Source organism: Marinifilum sp. JC120, from assembly GCA_004923195.1.
Taxonomy (GTDB): domain Bacteria; phylum Desulfobacterota; class Desulfovibrionia; order Desulfovibrionales; family Desulfovibrionaceae; genus Maridesulfovibrio.
This window is the reverse complement of record RDSB01000021.1, coordinates 59,851-74,314: the sequence shown is the minus strand read 5'-3', so window position 1 is coordinate 74,314 and position 14,464 is coordinate 59,851. Positions and strand designations below refer to the sequence as shown.

General features: G+C 47.9%; 28 protein-coding genes. 16 read left to right on the top strand and 12 right to left on the bottom strand.

Features of this window, described 5'->3' with window-relative positions; translation table 11 throughout:
* Both D0S45_17580 and D0S45_17575 read left to right on the top strand, forming a co-directional pair.
* Positions 1-79, top strand: a 79-nt coding sequence (locus D0S45_17580; protein ID TIH12782.1) for a hypothetical protein, incomplete at its 5' end; no start/stop codon positions are given.
* Between the two features lie 376 nt (positions 80-455).
* Positions 456-974: a hypothetical protein gene (locus D0S45_17575; protein ID TIH12781.1), complete on the top strand. Its 519-nt coding sequence runs from the start codon at positions 456-458 to the stop codon at positions 972-974.
* On the opposite strand, the gene D0S45_17570 is transcribed toward D0S45_17575, so the two are convergent.
* The 11 genes from D0S45_17570 to D0S45_17520 form a co-directional block, all read right to left on the bottom strand.
* Positions 971-2,008, bottom strand: coding sequence for a site-specific integrase (locus tag D0S45_17570; protein ID TIH12780.1), 1,038 nt, complete (start codon positions 2,006-2,008; stop codon positions 971-973). The genes D0S45_17575 and D0S45_17570 overlap by 4 nt on opposite strands.
* Positions 2,009-2,254 (bottom strand): hypothetical protein, encoded by a 246-nt coding sequence (locus D0S45_17565; protein ID TIH12779.1) that lies wholly within the window; start codon positions 2,252-2,254, stop codon positions 2,009-2,011.
* Positions 2,255-2,274: 20 nt separating this feature from the next.
* Positions 2,275-3,048 carry a phosphoadenosine phosphosulfate reductase gene (locus tag D0S45_17560; GenBank protein TIH12778.1) on the bottom strand — a complete coding sequence of 258 codons (774 nt, stop codon included), beginning with the start codon at positions 3,046-3,048 and terminating at the stop codon, positions 2,275-2,277.
* A gap of 3 nt (positions 3,049-3,051) precedes the next feature.
* On the bottom strand, positions 3,052-3,522 hold the full coding sequence (locus D0S45_17555) for a hypothetical protein (GenBank protein ID TIH12777.1): 471 nt from the start codon (positions 3,520-3,522) through the stop codon (positions 3,052-3,054).
* Complete coding sequence (locus D0S45_17550; GenBank protein TIH12776.1) at positions 3,515-4,069, bottom strand: hypothetical protein; 555 nt, start codon at positions 4,067-4,069, stop codon at positions 3,515-3,517. Before D0S45_17550 ends, D0S45_17555 begins: the two co-directional genes overlap by 8 nt.
* A gap of 74 nt (positions 4,070-4,143) precedes the next feature.
* Entirely contained in the window at positions 4,144-4,878 is a 735-nt protein-coding gene (locus D0S45_17545; protein TIH12775.1) for a hypothetical protein, read from the bottom strand.
* Between the two features lie 3 nt (positions 4,879-4,881).
* Positions 4,882-5,310 (bottom strand): hypothetical protein, encoded by a 429-nt coding sequence (locus tag D0S45_17540; protein TIH12774.1) that lies wholly within the window; start codon positions 5,308-5,310, stop codon positions 4,882-4,884.
* 29 nt (positions 5,311-5,339) lie between these two features.
* Positions 5,340-5,624, bottom strand: coding sequence for a hypothetical protein (locus D0S45_17535; GenBank protein TIH12773.1), 285 nt, complete (start codon positions 5,622-5,624; stop codon positions 5,340-5,342).
* Positions 5,625-6,030: 406 nt separating this feature from the next.
* Positions 6,031-6,291: a type II toxin-antitoxin system RelE/ParE family toxin gene (locus D0S45_17530; protein TIH12772.1), complete on the bottom strand. Its 261-nt coding sequence runs from the start codon at positions 6,289-6,291 to the stop codon at positions 6,031-6,033.
* 1 nt (position 6,292) lies between these two features.
* Positions 6,293-6,853 carry a hypothetical protein gene (locus tag D0S45_17525; GenBank protein ID TIH12771.1) on the bottom strand — a complete coding sequence of 187 codons (561 nt, stop codon included), beginning with the start codon at positions 6,851-6,853 and terminating at the stop codon, positions 6,293-6,295.
* Positions 6,854-6,953: 100 nt separating this feature from the next.
* Positions 6,954-7,616, bottom strand: coding sequence for a hypothetical protein (locus D0S45_17520; protein TIH12770.1), 663 nt, complete (start codon positions 7,614-7,616; stop codon positions 6,954-6,956).
* Positions 7,617-7,709: 93 nt separating this feature from the next.
* Between D0S45_17520 and D0S45_17515 the strand changes: the two genes are divergently transcribed.
* Both D0S45_17515 and D0S45_17510 read left to right on the top strand, forming a co-directional pair.
* The gene (locus D0S45_17515; protein ID TIH12769.1) at positions 7,710-7,940 is read left to right on the top strand and encodes an XRE family transcriptional regulator; all 231 of its coding nucleotides are present in this window, start codon (positions 7,710-7,712) and stop codon (positions 7,938-7,940) included.
* A 5-nt stretch (positions 7,941-7,945) separates the two neighbouring features.
* Positions 7,946-8,389 (top strand): hypothetical protein, encoded by a 444-nt coding sequence (locus D0S45_17510; GenBank protein TIH12768.1) that lies wholly within the window; start codon positions 7,946-7,948, stop codon positions 8,387-8,389.
* Here D0S45_17510 and D0S45_17505 read toward each other — a convergent pair.
* The gene (locus D0S45_17505; GenBank protein TIH12767.1) at positions 8,386-8,583 is read right to left on the bottom strand and encodes a hypothetical protein; all 198 of its coding nucleotides are present in this window, start codon (positions 8,581-8,583) and stop codon (positions 8,386-8,388) included. The genes D0S45_17510 and D0S45_17505 overlap by 4 nt on opposite strands.
* Before the next feature lie 293 nt (positions 8,584-8,876).
* On the opposite strand from D0S45_17505, the gene D0S45_17500 reads away from it, so the two are divergent.
* The 12 genes from D0S45_17500 (at position 8,877) to D0S45_17445 (ending at position 14,434) form a co-directional block, all read left to right on the top strand.
* Complete coding sequence (locus D0S45_17500; GenBank protein ID TIH12766.1) at positions 8,877-9,341, top strand: hypothetical protein; 465 nt, start codon at positions 8,877-8,879, stop codon at positions 9,339-9,341.
* Between the two features lie 15 nt (positions 9,342-9,356).
* Complete coding sequence (locus tag D0S45_17495; protein ID TIH12765.1) at positions 9,357-9,536, top strand: hypothetical protein; 180 nt, start codon at positions 9,357-9,359, stop codon at positions 9,534-9,536.
* Between the two features lie 270 nt (positions 9,537-9,806).
* Positions 9,807-10,928 carry a hypothetical protein gene (locus D0S45_17490; GenBank protein ID TIH12764.1) on the top strand — a complete coding sequence of 374 codons (1,122 nt, stop codon included), beginning with the start codon at positions 9,807-9,809 and terminating at the stop codon, positions 10,926-10,928.
* Positions 10,897-11,295, top strand: coding sequence for a hypothetical protein (locus tag D0S45_17485; protein TIH12763.1), 399 nt, complete (start codon positions 10,897-10,899; stop codon positions 11,293-11,295). The genes D0S45_17490 and D0S45_17485 overlap by 32 nt, the downstream gene beginning before the upstream one ends.
* A 23-nt stretch (positions 11,296-11,318) precedes the next feature.
* Positions 11,319-11,804, top strand: a complete 486-nt coding sequence (locus D0S45_17480; protein TIH12762.1) for a hypothetical protein — start codon at positions 11,319-11,321, stop codon at positions 11,802-11,804.
* Positions 11,805-12,425 carry an integrase gene (locus D0S45_17475; GenBank protein TIH12761.1) on the top strand — a complete coding sequence of 207 codons (621 nt, stop codon included), beginning with the start codon at positions 11,805-11,807 and terminating at the stop codon, positions 12,423-12,425. It abuts the gene before it with no gap.
* Positions 12,418-12,621: a DNA-binding protein gene (locus D0S45_17470; GenBank protein TIH12760.1), complete on the top strand. Its 204-nt coding sequence runs from the start codon at positions 12,418-12,420 to the stop codon at positions 12,619-12,621. The genes D0S45_17475 and D0S45_17470 overlap by 8 nt, the downstream gene beginning before the upstream one ends.
* 2 nt (positions 12,622-12,623) lie before the next feature.
* Complete coding sequence (locus D0S45_17465; protein ID TIH12759.1) at positions 12,624-12,818, top strand: hypothetical protein; 195 nt, start codon at positions 12,624-12,626, stop codon at positions 12,816-12,818.
* A gap of 126 nt (positions 12,819-12,944) precedes the next feature.
* Positions 12,945-13,562 carry a hypothetical protein gene (locus D0S45_17460; protein TIH12758.1) on the top strand — a complete coding sequence of 206 codons (618 nt, stop codon included), beginning with the start codon at positions 12,945-12,947 and terminating at the stop codon, positions 13,560-13,562.
* Positions 13,562-13,744: a hypothetical protein gene (locus tag D0S45_17455; GenBank protein ID TIH12757.1), complete on the top strand. Its 183-nt coding sequence runs from the start codon at positions 13,562-13,564 to the stop codon at positions 13,742-13,744. Before D0S45_17460 ends, D0S45_17455 begins: the two co-directional genes overlap by 1 nt.
* Positions 13,744-14,049 carry a hypothetical protein gene (locus tag D0S45_17450; GenBank protein ID TIH12756.1) on the top strand — a complete coding sequence of 102 codons (306 nt, stop codon included), beginning with the start codon at positions 13,744-13,746 and terminating at the stop codon, positions 14,047-14,049. Before D0S45_17455 ends, D0S45_17450 begins: the two co-directional genes overlap by 1 nt.
* 10 nt (positions 14,050-14,059) lie before the next feature.
* Positions 14,060-14,434 carry a hypothetical protein gene (locus tag D0S45_17445; protein TIH12755.1) on the top strand — a complete coding sequence of 125 codons (375 nt, stop codon included), beginning with the start codon at positions 14,060-14,062 and terminating at the stop codon, positions 14,432-14,434.
* Positions 14,435-14,464: the final 30 nt, after the last annotated feature.

The following is a 14,464-nucleotide window of genomic DNA, read 5'->3' as shown; positions in this document are numbered from 1 at the left end:
GAAGCTCATCCAAAGGCGGGCATACGGGTTTAGAAACTTTGAAAATTATCGACTGCGTGTACGCGTTTTGTGCGGGTAGTCGATAAGAAAATTAACGGTTGGAAATTTGGTCAATCGGGCTATCGCCCCTTTCTTTGGTGTAGACCCCTAGTCCTCTTGATTGTTAGCAATAGGGCAGCAAAAAGAAAAGGCACTTGCGAATTTCTTCGTAAGTGCCTTGAATTATCTGGTCGGGATGAGAGGATTTGAACCTCCGGTCTCTGCGTCCCGAACGTGAACGCCGACTAATTAATTCAGGCGGTTATAAGCTTGGTTTGTGCTACAAATGGCCTTTTTTTGGGGTGCTGTGCTACGCTTTGTGCTACCCATTTTACCTCTATTATTCCCTTTTGGTTTAGGTTGGTATATCTCTGGTTTTGCCAGCAATAAAATCATAATTTTTGAAGGGAATTTAAATGCTAAATCTGGACGGTTTTGAAAAAGCATGGAACGTTTTAGAATGGAATTTTTCGTTTTCAATTGGTGACGGTGTTACGCTGGTAATTGCTGCTGTGACTACGGTTCTCGCTTTTCTTACTTATCGAATCCAGAAAGAGCAAAAAAAAATAGTTGAGCAGCAAAATAATATTATTGAAAGACAAGTTGCCATAGATGAACTTAAATTCAAGCGTGATAATCATCTTTATAAAAAAACTTTAATTAATGCGATTGTATTAACGACTAAAGCTTTTGTCGATGGTGCTGACCCGGATAGCGAAATATTTAATTATTTGAAGCAAAATCAAGATTTTATGGGAGAAACTTTTGATAAAGAGGTCGGGAAGTTTGTTTTCCTTTTGATGTTTTATGCTGAGAATGAGAAGGAGTGGAAAGCTTCCCTAGAAGGCAGAAAAAAAAGGGATGAATTTCAAGCTAAGATAAGAAATAAATTTATAGTTATTATCGAAAATTTACTAGCTCATAGTCATTATTAACCTTCCCCATCCGTCAACGACGGCAAAGACTCCACCGCATCCCGTTTCGCCCGCTGTAGTACGTGCTGGTAAACTCTCATGGTGGTTGATGGGTCTGTGTGGCCCATTGCGTCGGCAACGCTTTTAATGTCGCTGCCAGCGGATAGCGCGTAGGTGGCGAAGTGGTGGCGCAGGTCGTAGGGACGTAGGCGGCGGGTTATCCCAGCCTTTTTCAGCGCACGCTTCCAGCCGGAACGGATGTGGTTCTTGATGGGCTGGCCTTTCCAATGAATAATCGTTTTTGAAATATCTTCGTTATCTTCCCGGAACCATTCTTTCAGTAGGGCCATAATATCAGCGCGAAGTGGGACAACCCTTTGAGCAAGCCCGCCTTTTTTCGCGGATTCAACAAACATTTCCGCGCGTTCAAAATCAATGTCCGCCCATGTAACTTTGAATAATTCGGATGTACCCGGCCTGATTCCGGTTGCACAACTTAGAAGGATAGTCCGCTTTACGTGCGGCAGGGCCACGGAGAGCAGCTTTTTAGCCTCGGCAGGGGTCGGGGGCTTGATGACTTCTTTATCATCTTTCAGGCGGCGGATATTGGGTGCGGATTTGATCAAGTCCATGTTTTCCGCGTATTTCAAAACTGAACGAAGAATATCTAGCGCGCGGTTGATAGATGTATTTTTGTTCTTGCGGGCGCGGTATCCATCAATCACATTTTCAATATCGGCCTTGGTAAGCTGGCGAATAGCTTTGCCGCCGATCAGGGGCAGGATTACAGTATTAAGGCGATAAAAATCCGACTTGATGGTTGATTTCTTAATCTCACCACGGCGGCTCTGGTAGTATGCCTTGATTACCCCGGCAAGGGTGCGGTCCTGCTGGGTAACAGGCTGCACGGCCTTTTTGTTGTGCTTCTTATCGTACTTGAATTTAGTCTGCCAGTATTCGGCATCTTCTTTTGAGTCGAAACTTGCTGTACGCTGGTTGCCTGTGTCTGGTTCCCGGTATTTTACATACCACCTGTTGCCGCGCTGATAAGCCATTTACACTCCCATTTCATTCAAGCTGATTGAGCTTGTGTTTTTTTGCTTGCGAGTGAGTTTGAATTGTTCAGGCTCCGCCATGAATGCGTCAAGGTCGGATGCCGCGTACTGCTTTTTTTCCGGTCCTGCATTTTTGGGGATGAGGTATTGCTTTTTGAGTTTGCCGAAAGCTGTTCGGGTCATACCACAATATTTTGCGGCGGCTTCCACTGTACCGAAAAAGGGGCCACGTATTAAGGTACTCATTTGATCAACCTCTCTTCTTCTTATTCAAAACCATTGAGATATGCGGGCCAGTATTCCGCAAAAGAATCATGTTTTTGTTTTTTAATCTTGCCGCCCGATTTTTCCATAATGGAATGAAACCAGACTGAACAACTATGCTCGTATGCTTTCCACATTCCGGGCCAGCGTTCAATTGACTGTTGTCGTCTTGTTTTTTTGCCTGCCGAGGGACCTAAGAGGAATGGACAAACCACACAGCCGATACGGTCAAAACCTTGATCATATAGTTCACAATAGGGAAGATTGAGTGTTTCAATGAATTCCCAAATATGCCATGAGGTCCATTTAAAAATCGGCTTATAGGTTGTTTGTTTTTTGAAAATATCAATTTGTCCTCTTGAAGCTCGACGGGCTGATTCTTCGGCTCTTTGCCCCATGATTCGGTGGGGCAAGGGTATGTTTTTTCCCGGATCTTTTTTTAGAACATCACAGCACCATCTTGACCGAGCCAAAGGAGGACATTTCTTTTTTATCCCCTCCCACATAGTCATTTCCGGGTGCAAGAATTCGACTTCAGGATGATAACGACGGATAAACTTAACCAGTTCCGGCGGGTCGATTCCTACGGCGGAATAGTATGTACTGAATTTCACTCCTGCCATTTCCGCAAGTTTCTTAATGACGATGCTGTCCTTCCCACCGGAAAAACCAAGATAATAACCTTCCGGAGGTTCGTGCTCACGTAAAAAATCAATAGCTTCAGCAACCATGTAGTCTACGCTGAACATACTTGTCTGGTTACGTAGTGCGTTCATGATTTATCTCGCTTCGTAAGTCCACCCGCTATTGTCGGGCAGGTGGTTACTTGTCCATATCGGGTGATGTTCGTCTTCAGGGGTAATCACCCTCACTGAGCCGTGGGATTTCTCGTTGCACTTGATGCGCGTTGCTTCGCTGTGAGCGAAGGTAAGAGCGCGTTGTTTGCAATATTCAAGGTCTTCCCCGGTGAAAACTCCAAGGTCCGCTATGAATGCGCCTTGATGGAAGAAGCGCACAAGCACGGTGTTGCTGGGCTGAATGTCAAGCAAGGAGACGGGAGCTTTTGAGACTTCCGTTTTCCAAAGCTTAACCGCTTCCTCTTCAGTGCGCCCGATGGGGCCGCGCGCGTTGCAGTTGGTACAGCGGACATAGAATTTAGGTTTGCGGGCTGTATGGCGACGTGTAGCGGCGGAAGTATCCTTGCCGCTGACCTTGCCTTTCGTGGTTTTGCAGAAGGGGCATTTAAGCATGGTTGCCCCCAAATTTTACCGCAAAAATTTTAAGCTGACCCTTTAGAGGCCGGAACGGTACAGTAGATGCTTTTTCAAAGAGCCAGTGAATCTTGCCCGGCATAGCCCAAGGTGAACGGAAGCAAGTGCAGCCCGTAAGGACGGCGCGCCCGACAAGGCCACCTGTCTTGAATACATGCTCTTTGCCTTCAATTTCGTCGTAAAAGTCGAGTTCGGTATATCCAGAATTCAGGCAGGCAAGATTTAGTGCAGCCGCTTCAATCTTCTGGCCTTTCTTGACTACCTCCCGGTCAACCAGCTTACCCGCGTGAATGAGGAATTCTTTGCCGTAATAATGAGGGCTGGCGGACCATGTACGGTTTTCAACTGGTTTGATGCCGAGGGTGAGTGCGAAATCCAAGCAAGCCTTTTCGCTGGAACTGCAACCCAGCTTTGCGACTTTCTTAGCGTTAAAGGGGGCTATGGCCTTGGCTTTCTTCAGTCTGTTCAGCACACCGCCTTCTTTGATTAGAGGGCAGTTGATAAGAAATTTTTCAGCGCGATACATGGTTCATACTCCGGTAAAAATTAAGGCCGGGGGATGGTTAGCCCCCCGGCCCGGTACGAGGTGGAGAAAAGCGACTATGCGATGATGGTCACTTTGATTTCGTGGGTTTCAAGTTCTTTTTCGAGGAATTCTTTTACGGTGCGGGCCGCGATTGCGCGCCATGCTCCGCCGTCGGCTTCGATCAAGCGACAAGAGCCGTCCGGGTACAGGCGGAAGGTGAACATACGTTCCGGCTGTTCAACGTCGGGGAAGGTGCTGAAGGGGATCAGCTTCAATGGGTTCGGAAGTTCTTTTTGGTCGACGCGAACCGCTCCGGTATGCACGGTTACCTTCTGAGTGATGCCGTCGTCTTCAAGGTCCGCGCCGCCTTCAAGACGGACATGGGCCAGAGTGGTAAGCAAAAGTTCCCTGTTTGCGTTTTCCATGAACATGGACTGAAGGCAGGGAATGAATTCTTCTTTAGCGTATTTGCGACCGTAAAAATGGTCATAGTCGGGCAGGTATGGGGAGGCCCGGACGTACTCTTCACGCTGTTTGAATTCGCCGAACAGATTAGAGCGGATACGAACGCTCGTGGGGCTGTCCACATGAACAATCAACGATTCAAGGTCAAGGTTGTCTTTGTTGGCTGCGATGTAGTCAACAAGTGAGGTCAGCGTGGAAACTTCCATAATACCGGGGAGCGGTTCTTTGATCGCCTTAAAGTTTCTTTCGGTGTATTTGCGTCCGTCGATCTCGACAACCTTGTCGGGAATGTCGGTCATTTCCTGTATTTTTTCGATCAGTTCAACACTCATTCCTTCACTCATGATCTACATGCCTCCCGCCCGTTGCATGGGCGTTACTTTATGGTTGGTGGGTTCGATTGTTTCTTCGTCGTTGCTATCGCCTGCCGCCGCCGACTTGTTGTCGGTTACGGTGCCGGGGAGAAGAACTCGGTTAGGGTCAATTTCTCCGCCGATTTCGGATGCACTGGAACAGCCGTCGGAGTCGTGACCGAAGGACAGAGTGCCTTCTACCGCCGCTTGCGGGGCAAGGGTGGATTTAGTGCGGATTTCAAAGGAACCCACCGCGCGGTCTTTGCCGGGCTTCACTACTAATTCAAGTGTGAGCTTACGTACCGCGTCGGCTTTAGTGTTCGGGTCCATGACGTTCTCGATAAGCTCCATAAGCATATGGTCGCCCATCTCGATAATTGCGCCGCCCTTGAGGTGGGCGATTGAAAGTCTGTTGTCGCTCATAATTTCCTCGGATAAACGGTTAAAATTGTTTATTTGTTTTTAAGGGTGACTTGCACCTCTTTTGCGACATAATCGCGCACCATTTCCCTGATCTGATTGCGAAGCCCGGATGTGCCTCCCACGGCATTACGGACTTCTTTCTGGACTACGTCTTCGAAGAGCGCGCGCACGTTAGGCGCGTGTTTTTTGTCCACAACATCGGCGATGATGTCTGTGATTTCACTCCGGGCAATGCTGGTAATTTCGCCTTTAATGACGGCTTTGATATGCGCCCGAAGCTCTTTGTCGTCGTGAATGCTGAGTTCTACTTTCATTGGGCCTCCTTAGTGATTCGGTGCTTGTGAGGATGGAGCCACGTTGCAGCGCGCTCCATCGGTGGGCTGTTCAGGGTACTTACCCGCGTAGGTCACCTTAAAGGCTTAAACTAGCTTGGCGGTTTCCTCGGCTAAAAGGCTTTCTGCAATCCCCGCTTCGCATTGGGTTTTCCCTCGCCTCTGAACTCCATCCTCACAAACACCGATATTCAATTTTCAAGTTCACATGTTGATTCAAGCTGTACTGGCTCCGGCTTCTTGCGCGGTGCGGTCGGGCTTGTTTCGCTGTGTTGAATATCGTTTTATGCGATAGCTCATTGCTGGTCAAGCGATTTATGAGATTTCGCATTATGAAAGACAAAAGAAAACCCCGCCGGGGCGGGGTAATATTTTTTATTTGTAGAGATTATTTTTTATAAACTTGTTTGCGGTCACCAATTTTTAGCAGGTAAACCGTCAACTGTTCATCTTCTATTGAGTAGATTATCCTGTAGTTACCTGATCTTACTCTGTAATATTCAGAGAGCTTTCCCTTTAAGTTCTTATATCCGTGCGGACGTGGGTTCTCTTTTAGTCCATCAATTGTTTCTTGAAGTTGGGCTTGAATATTAGCAGGGAGCTTTTTAAATTGCTTGTCTGCAATTTTGGATAATTCTACGTCGTACATGTTATTGAAGATTGCACTCAGCTTTTACTTGTTCCCAACTAACAGTACCCTCTTTCTTGATTGATTCAAGGGCTTCCAGAATGTCTTCAGCGTCTTCGATCTCTTCGGCTATAGGGTGGATTTCTCCATCGTGAAGTTTTTCCCATCTAGTTAAATATTTGGGCAATTCGTTGTCTTCATAGTCATACAGTACCTCTATTAACTTACTAAGAAAAAGGAGGTTTGTGTTATCTGTCTTCACAGCTTCTAAGATATTGTTTCGGCCTTCTTCGTAATAACCTAAGTTAATAAGGGAGATGCCGTAGTTAAATAAAACTTGCGCATGCTCAAGGGGGCCAGCTGTCTCAAGAGCTTGCTGATAGCAGCTTCTGGAAAGCTTTTCATTTTCTTCTTCGCCCCAAAGAATGCCAAGAGCACAATAAGCTTGGGTGGTATCAGCGTTCATTAAATTTTTAGCTTTTCTCTTAAAGTAAGCCATTTTAATTTCGTTGATATTTCCCTTTGCTATCGCAAGGCTGATTTCCTCAATGAGGTTTTCAACTGCTGGGGTTGCTTTAATCATATTATCCCTCAAGCATGACTAAAAATTGTCATTTTATGTGCATAGATGAACCACTACGCAATCTATACTAATAATATAGGTGCTAATCAAGCTTGGTCAATCAATTTAAATTTTGCATTTCCCACATTACCTCACCGACGATAAGGCCATCGCGGCCTTCTATGGGGACTCTCATTTCCGGGTGGGTGGGATTTTCTGGGCGAAGTATCAGTTCACCTTGGGCTGGGTCAAGAAAAACCCGCTTAATGGTTAATCCTTCATAGGGAACTTCTACCGCGTATACACGGCCCGGTACAAGTTTTTTCCCCTGTTTATTTATTCCAATATATGCGCCGTCGCGGATTAGTGGCGACATTGAATCACCCATGACCTGCACAACCATGAGGCCGGGGAATACGAATTTTTGTGGAATGCAGACTTCACACATGGGTTCAATCTCAGCCAGTGAGATCGGAAGTCCGCCAGCGGCGAATTGATAAACAGGAACGATTGCCCCGGAAGATTCAGGTATGGGCTGATCTGGATTAACTATACTGCCGTTTCCGTTTTCACCATGGGGAGCAAGGGGTGTTATGGACATTGTATTGTTTAGGTAGTCCATGACTTTGACAAGGCTACTAAAGCCAAGTCCTCTCTGTTCGCGTTTTAGGTAGCGCGCTAGTGAGGATTGTTCAATACCACAAGCTTTAGCAAGCACCGTGGGGTTGCCCGCCGCTTCAACTGCCAGTTCAATTTGCTCTCTTACGATTTCTTCATATCCCATGATATTTCACATACTCCACTTTCTTATCAAGTCAATCTGCGAAATCGCATAAACATCTTGAGTCATAATGCGAAATCGCATATATGTTTGGTCATGAAAACAAACTTCACCCAGCAAAACTTTAGAACTGACATCCATAAATTGGTCGGGAATGCCCCCGGATGGTCAGTAACCAAACTCGCCAAAAAGAGCGGGGTGGATCAAGCTTCGCTTTCGCGTTTTTGCAAAGGCAGTTCCGGGTTGTCCGGGGCAAATATCGAAAAGCTTTGGCCTTTCGTTTACGGCGACCAGCAGCCCAATAACCAGAAAAATGAAGGAGTGTAGGAGCTATGGAAAACCAGCAGATAGACCTTGATCAGATTTCAGGACTTGCCACTAAAATTTTCGCACTTAAGCAGGAACTTCAAGACCTCTGCAAAAAAAACGGGGTGACAGTAACAACAGGCTACACGAATGGTATCCCGCATAAAAACCTTATTAAGTGCTGCCCTACTAAATCCAAAACGCTGACCAGCCCTGATGGAGTTACGCAATTTCGCACTTACGGCACCCCGGAAATTCAAGACCTTAAGAAAAAACTCACCAAAGCCCTTGATGAAGTCGGCGCGGGCTACAGCCTCATTTTTTACGAGAAGGGCGGAAGCGACATGACTTACAAGAGCGTTCCCGCCCATCCCATAATCGTTACCACAGTAAAAAATATGGCAGATAAGTTTGTTCTGTGTGCCGTAGACGAATGGGACGAAAGCTACGACCCCAGAGACCGGGACTAATCTTTAAAGTTAAAATCCCAGTATGCTCTTTGAGTACCCCCGGCATTACGGAGGTTTTCAATTACTTGGAATTGTTTTGGCTTTAATTTGAATGAGGGAGGAACCTGTTCGTATCCCTTATCTAAATAGTCTTGGACTATCTTGTTCTTTTCCTTTTCGTCAAAGGTTGAATGAGTGGAATGGTCCTTTTCCATATTTGGCCTTCCTTTTGGTCACAGGTTTAAAAATTGGCGTTCTTAATCCCGGTATCAGAAGGAAGGTCTAAAAAGCAAATGTCAAAGATCACGGAGGCCCTAATGTCAGCATGTAACCCTAATTGTCCCTTGTTCGCTCACCGTCGCACATTCCCGATGCCGGAACAGTGCCGGAAATGTCGCGAGAATCAGCAAAAGTGTGGCTCTAAACCTCAACTTCAAACAAAGAATATCACCAGAGGATAACCCCTTCTACTACAAGAGGGTGTCCGCATTGGAAGGAGTATAATCAAGTGAACGAGCGAAAAAGCGTAGCTGTTGAAATTCAGAAAATGGTGCTTGAGCATCCGTCTATGTCGGTTGAACAGATTACCGAGGAGACTTTTGGCGGAAATAAGAGCCATTGGACCGTATACAAGGAATTAAACCCTGAAGACTCAGGCGCGAAAATGGGTGTGCTTGATCTTGCCCCCCTCATGAAAACTTGCGAATCAACCGCGCCGCTTGAAGCCATTGCCCACCAGATGGGCATGGCGGTTGTTTCTCTCCCAGAAGCTGGCATATCTGCCGGAACCCTTGAAAATGATATGAACCGTACCACCAAAGAGTTTAGCGACTCCGTGGTTAAATTTGCGGACATTATGCAGGACGGCAAAATCGAACCTCACGAATTCGCGGAGTTCGACAAGGAAGTTATGGAATTCATTTCTGTAGCTCTTCATTGGCGGAACGGCATTAAAGCCATGGTGAAAAGTTAAATTCAGGGGTTCATAATGGCTAAGAATATCGATTCCCATAAGCGTTGCCCAAAGTGCGGCGGCTACTCGGTGAGGTTCCGGTACACCGGACATTTTCAGGTTGTTTGTAATGACTGCGGTCATGCTGGCGGGCTTGAAGAGTCCAGAGAATTTGCCATGCAGCAATGGAACAGTGAAGAACGCGCCGGAAAGTAAGCCCTGTGCGGGCCGTGGCTGCACTAAGGTGATCCGCCGCATCAATGCCCAAACAGGCGAAGAGTACAGCGACGCGCGCTGGAAGGCTTTGAAATACTGCTGTGCTGGCTGCTTTAACGGACGGACATGGATGGAGCAGGAAGAAGCAAAGAAAAAAGCCCTCAAGGGTACTAAGAGGGCTTCAGGCGAACTTAGGTAGCAACCCCTAAATTCAATCAATAATGAGGCTTAATTTTAAGTGATTAACCTTTTAAAATCAAGCAAAGAGCCATGGAAAAGAAAAAATACCGGAAAATATCTACTCACATATGGAACGATGAACGATTCCGCGAGTTATCCAACGACGCAAAGTTCATTTTCTTATTTATCTTAACCCATCCCACTACTACCTCACTCGGTGCATTGCGCGGCAATGTTCCGGGCTTGGCTTTTGAGCTAAGCATGGAACTAAAAGCCTTTGAGGAAGCCTTTCAGGAAGTCTTAGACAAAGGCATGGCGGAGTATGACCCGAAGGCTGGCTTTTTGTGGTTCCCTAACTTCCTGAAGCACAATTCACCGGAATCACCCAATGTGGTGAAAGGGTGGGCCGCTGGCTTCAAGAGTTTGCCTGAATGCACACTGAAAACGGAACTCCTTTTCAACACTAAGTCCTTGATTTGCTGCCTTTCAGAAGGCTTTCAGAAAGCCTTTGAGAAAGCCTTCGGGGAACCTTGCGAAAAGGCTATCGCTAATCAGGGAGCAGGGAGCAGGGAGCAGGGAGCAGGGATAAAGGCAGAAGAGAATACGTCACCCGGCGGTGACGTCGGCGCGCCTGCTGATGAGAAAAACGATTCTTCCCCGGCTAACGAAAAGCCCACCGAACCTGAACAGCAACCCGAAGCCGCTCAAGAGGACAAAACCGAAAAGGTGGAAGGTCCGAAAATCCCGAATTGCCCGCATGCTGAGATTGCGGAGGCATATAACCGCATCCTGCCCATGCTTCCGCAGGTCAAGGACTTAACGCCTAAACGCAAGTCTACCCTCAAGGCTGCTTGGCGGAACAACAAAGCCCGGCAGTCTGTCGAGTGGTGGGAGAAATATTTTAAACTTGTGCTTCAGTGCCCCTTTTTGCTGGGCCAGAAAAAAGACTGGAAAGCCGGGTTTGATTGGCTGCTGAAGCCGGGAAACATGGTCAAGGTGCTTGAAGGCAATTTTCGAGAAGAGCCGCAACCGCCAACACCGAACCAGCCGAATGTCGGGCCGGGTAATGGTGCCGCGCCAAGCTATCAGGGCATGAAGATTAACACCGTTTCTCAAGGCATGGCGGCGGAGAATGATGCAATAGCAAGGCAGATGCTTGCAGACGGAGAAGGAGACGGCGATGGAAGTTTCGTTGCAGTTACAACAGGTTGAGAAAGAGCTTCTCGCCATGAAAGTGCTTTATCCTCATTGCGGTCATACAGCCGCAGGTATCAAGGCTATCGCCCGTATTTATTGGCAGGACTGCACAAACGAAGGCATGGGCGCGAAAGATTTTCTTGATGCATGTTCACTGGCCCGGCGAGACAACAAAATGTTCCCTTCGGTGGGGGATGTTGTGAGAGCGCACCGGGCATTAATGGCAGGTGTGCGGCCCACGCAAAGCTTGATTCCACTGCCGCCCGTCATGACCGACGAAAAGCGGGATCTTGATTTGGGCAAGTGCCGGGAAATTCTTGCAATGCTTAAAAATTATCAACCAAAACGGGTGCCGCTGAATAGAGGCGAACGGACCCGGTAACATATGCCGCAAAGGAGGCGTAAATGGCTATTTTTAAAGCTCAACTTGAAGATTTGATAACACGCACGTTAAAAGAAATCGGGTGGTATTCACCCTCTGCGGTTAAGTTGCTGCTTATGACGGCGGCACAGGAAAGCCATATGGGAACGTTTGTCCGCCAGCTTAACGGAGGCCCGGCTTTGGGGGTTTTCCAGATGGAAGGCAATACCCACGACGATATATGGGAAAATTACCTTGCCTACCGTGAAGAGCGCGGCAGGCAGATTCTTGAAATCGCCCGTATGGATCGCGGGCCGGATTCTGAAGCCCTTGAATTCAACCTGAAGTACGCAATCCTCATGGCCCGCGCTCACTACAGGCGCGTACCCGTTCCGCTTCCTGATGCCGACGACGTGAAGGCTCTCGCGGAATACTGGAAGGAGTTTTATAACACCCTGCTCGGTAGCGGCACCGTATCCGAAGCCGTGCGGAACTATGAACGCTTCGTGCTTGAGCTTCAGGAGTCCTAAATGCAAGGTTGCCGCCCACTAAGCCGGGAAGAAGTCCAGCTTATCCATGACAGCTTCACAGGCCGATACGCAACCCGGAATAGATGCCTGTTTGTGCTTGGCGTGCTGGCGGGCTTCCGCATCAAGGAAATGCTTTCCTTGCGCGTGAAGGACGTTGTTGCAAACAAGAAAATACGGTCACTGTTGCGCGTTGCCCGCCGGAATATGAAAGGCTCTCAGAAAAGCCGGACTGTCTACCTTGCGCGTGAGGCGCAATTAGAAATACTGCATCAAGTACATGCCCTGCAATGGCCCGGTCAGGATGTTTTCCTGTTCCGGGCACAGGGCAACAAGAATAAGGCCATATCGTACACGCAAGCCCGCCGGGTGCTGCTGGACGCATTCACCGGGTGCGGTGTCGCGGATCAGGTCGGCACTCACAGTTTGAGAAAGACTTTTGCTAACGAACTCTTTGAATTTATGCTCGGGCTGTTGGCTGATGGTGAGCAGGTTGAGCCGTTTATGGAAGTTTCAACCGCTTTGGGTCATAGCGACCCGAAAAGTACCAAACATTACCTGTCGTTCCGGGATGCAGCCCGCCGCCGGGCAATCAAAAACATGGGAGCGCGTTTAAGTGCCTAATCTTCAAACTCTCACAGTCAAAGCAGTAGCCGAAAAGCTTAACGCCCGTCCTGATTGGGTGCGCCGCCTGATTCATAGCAAGGAATTGAAGGCATGTAATATTGGTAGCTCCAAAAGGCCGTTGTATCGCGTCCGTAAGGCTGATTTAGACACATTTATCGAATCTCGCACTGTAGAAGGCGTAGAGGAGGGCTAAGAATGGCTCTAGTGTGTAAAAAATGTGGTTCAGATACAAAGGTGAGTCGTACTAGTGAAGACGGTGGTAATATTGTTCGTGTTCGTGAGTGTAAGGAATGCGGCAATGTTCAAGTGTCGCTTGAAGTGTATTTGGACGATATGAAATGTGGTTTTGAGTATCTGGCAAAGAGAATACAGGGAGAAAAAAGGTTATAAAATATCATATAAATCATATCTGACCATATGTGCATGATTCGATGCACAATAATGTGTTAAAAAAGGCTTGTATCTTAGAAAAGGTGCAAGCCTTTTTGTTTTATTAAACTTATGGAGGTTTTTAAAATGAGTGATGGAAAACACTTTTTGCAGTCTCGTACCATTTGGGGCGTGATTGTAACGGCGATTGCTCTTGTAGCTTCGCTTGCAGGTAAAGAAATTGACGGCGAGACACAACGCCAGTTGCTTGAACTAGGTGTTGCTGCTGGTGGTCTTGTAGGTATGGGGCTTGGTATCTACGGACGCTTTAAAGCTGAGAAGCCCATTAAAAAAGTAAAGAGTAATAGTTCCACACTCCTTGTGCTGTTGGCAATGCCTGTTTTGCTTCAGGGGTGCGCGCTTATGAACCTGTCGCCGCAGGATCAAGCCCTTTCAGTGGGTAAGGAAATGAAGATTCATTATATGGCCCTGCATCGGGAATATGAATCATTGCATGAAACCCTTGCCCCGGAACAGGTCTCGTTCATGGAAGAAGAGGTTGCCCCGGTCATGGATAAAGCGAAGGCGGCAATCATTGCGTATCGCTCGGCTGCATCCACTTTTGCCAGATACAAGACAGCCCCCAATGACATTGAAGATTTGAAAAATTCCGCATGGAAAGCAATCAACGACGCGGTAGCCCTGCTCGGCAAGGCCCGCATTGTCGAACCCCTGCCCACCAACAGCACAAAGGAAGGTGAATAATGGACCCGGTAACTATGTCTCTCATTGCGTCCGGTCTTAAGCTTGGCCTTGAAGCGTTCCAGACAGCAAAGCGGCTGAGTGCTGAAGGGTATGACGTTCCCGGCCTTGAAGAATTCGAACAGGGAACACAGGAATTGCGCGACCTGCCCGACCTCACACCCAAGGGTAAGGCGGCGGACTAATGCCCGAACGTACTTTCATGAACATGCTTGTGCAGGGTTGGGAAATTTGTTTCCCGGCCCTGCTTGGGCTTATCGGCGGGGTTGTTCGGATCATGCAACCGGACGGCCCTTGTACATGGAAAGGAAAGCTTGTGGCGGCTGCTACAGCTGCTTTCGTTGGTTGGGTGCTTTACAGGCTGATGGAAGCGGCAGGCGTTCCGGGGGGATATGCAGCCCCGGTAACAACCCTTGTCGGTTTCGTTGGTCGCCCGGTTTTGGATATTTTGTCAGCCCGGCTTTGCACTATAGCAAAGACGGCAAAATGAGGGTGAAGCGATGGAAGCGGCATTACCTCCCACGGCTCAAGTTATCGCCGACGTAATCGGTAAAGAGAAGACATTGAAACTTGCACAGGCGGTTCAGTTCAGGTCGCTATATATTCCCAAGCAATTGAAGCCGTCGCACTGGCTCGTTACCGTCGTCGGCACTGATGCAGCACAGCGACTGATTGAAGAGTTTCCTAGCATGTCCATGCCACTGGCGCGGTGTTCTTCAGCGGTGAAGGCCGAACGTAACCGGAAGATTGCAGAATTGAGTGCTGAAGGGCGGACGGTGTCGGATATTGCGCGTCGCCTCGGTATCAAAAGAAATACAGTGCAGACAATACTTTATCGTATGCGGAGACGAGACCAGTTATCTTCTAGTGCTTAAACCGGAAACTTTCCCGAAAACAATGCTGTT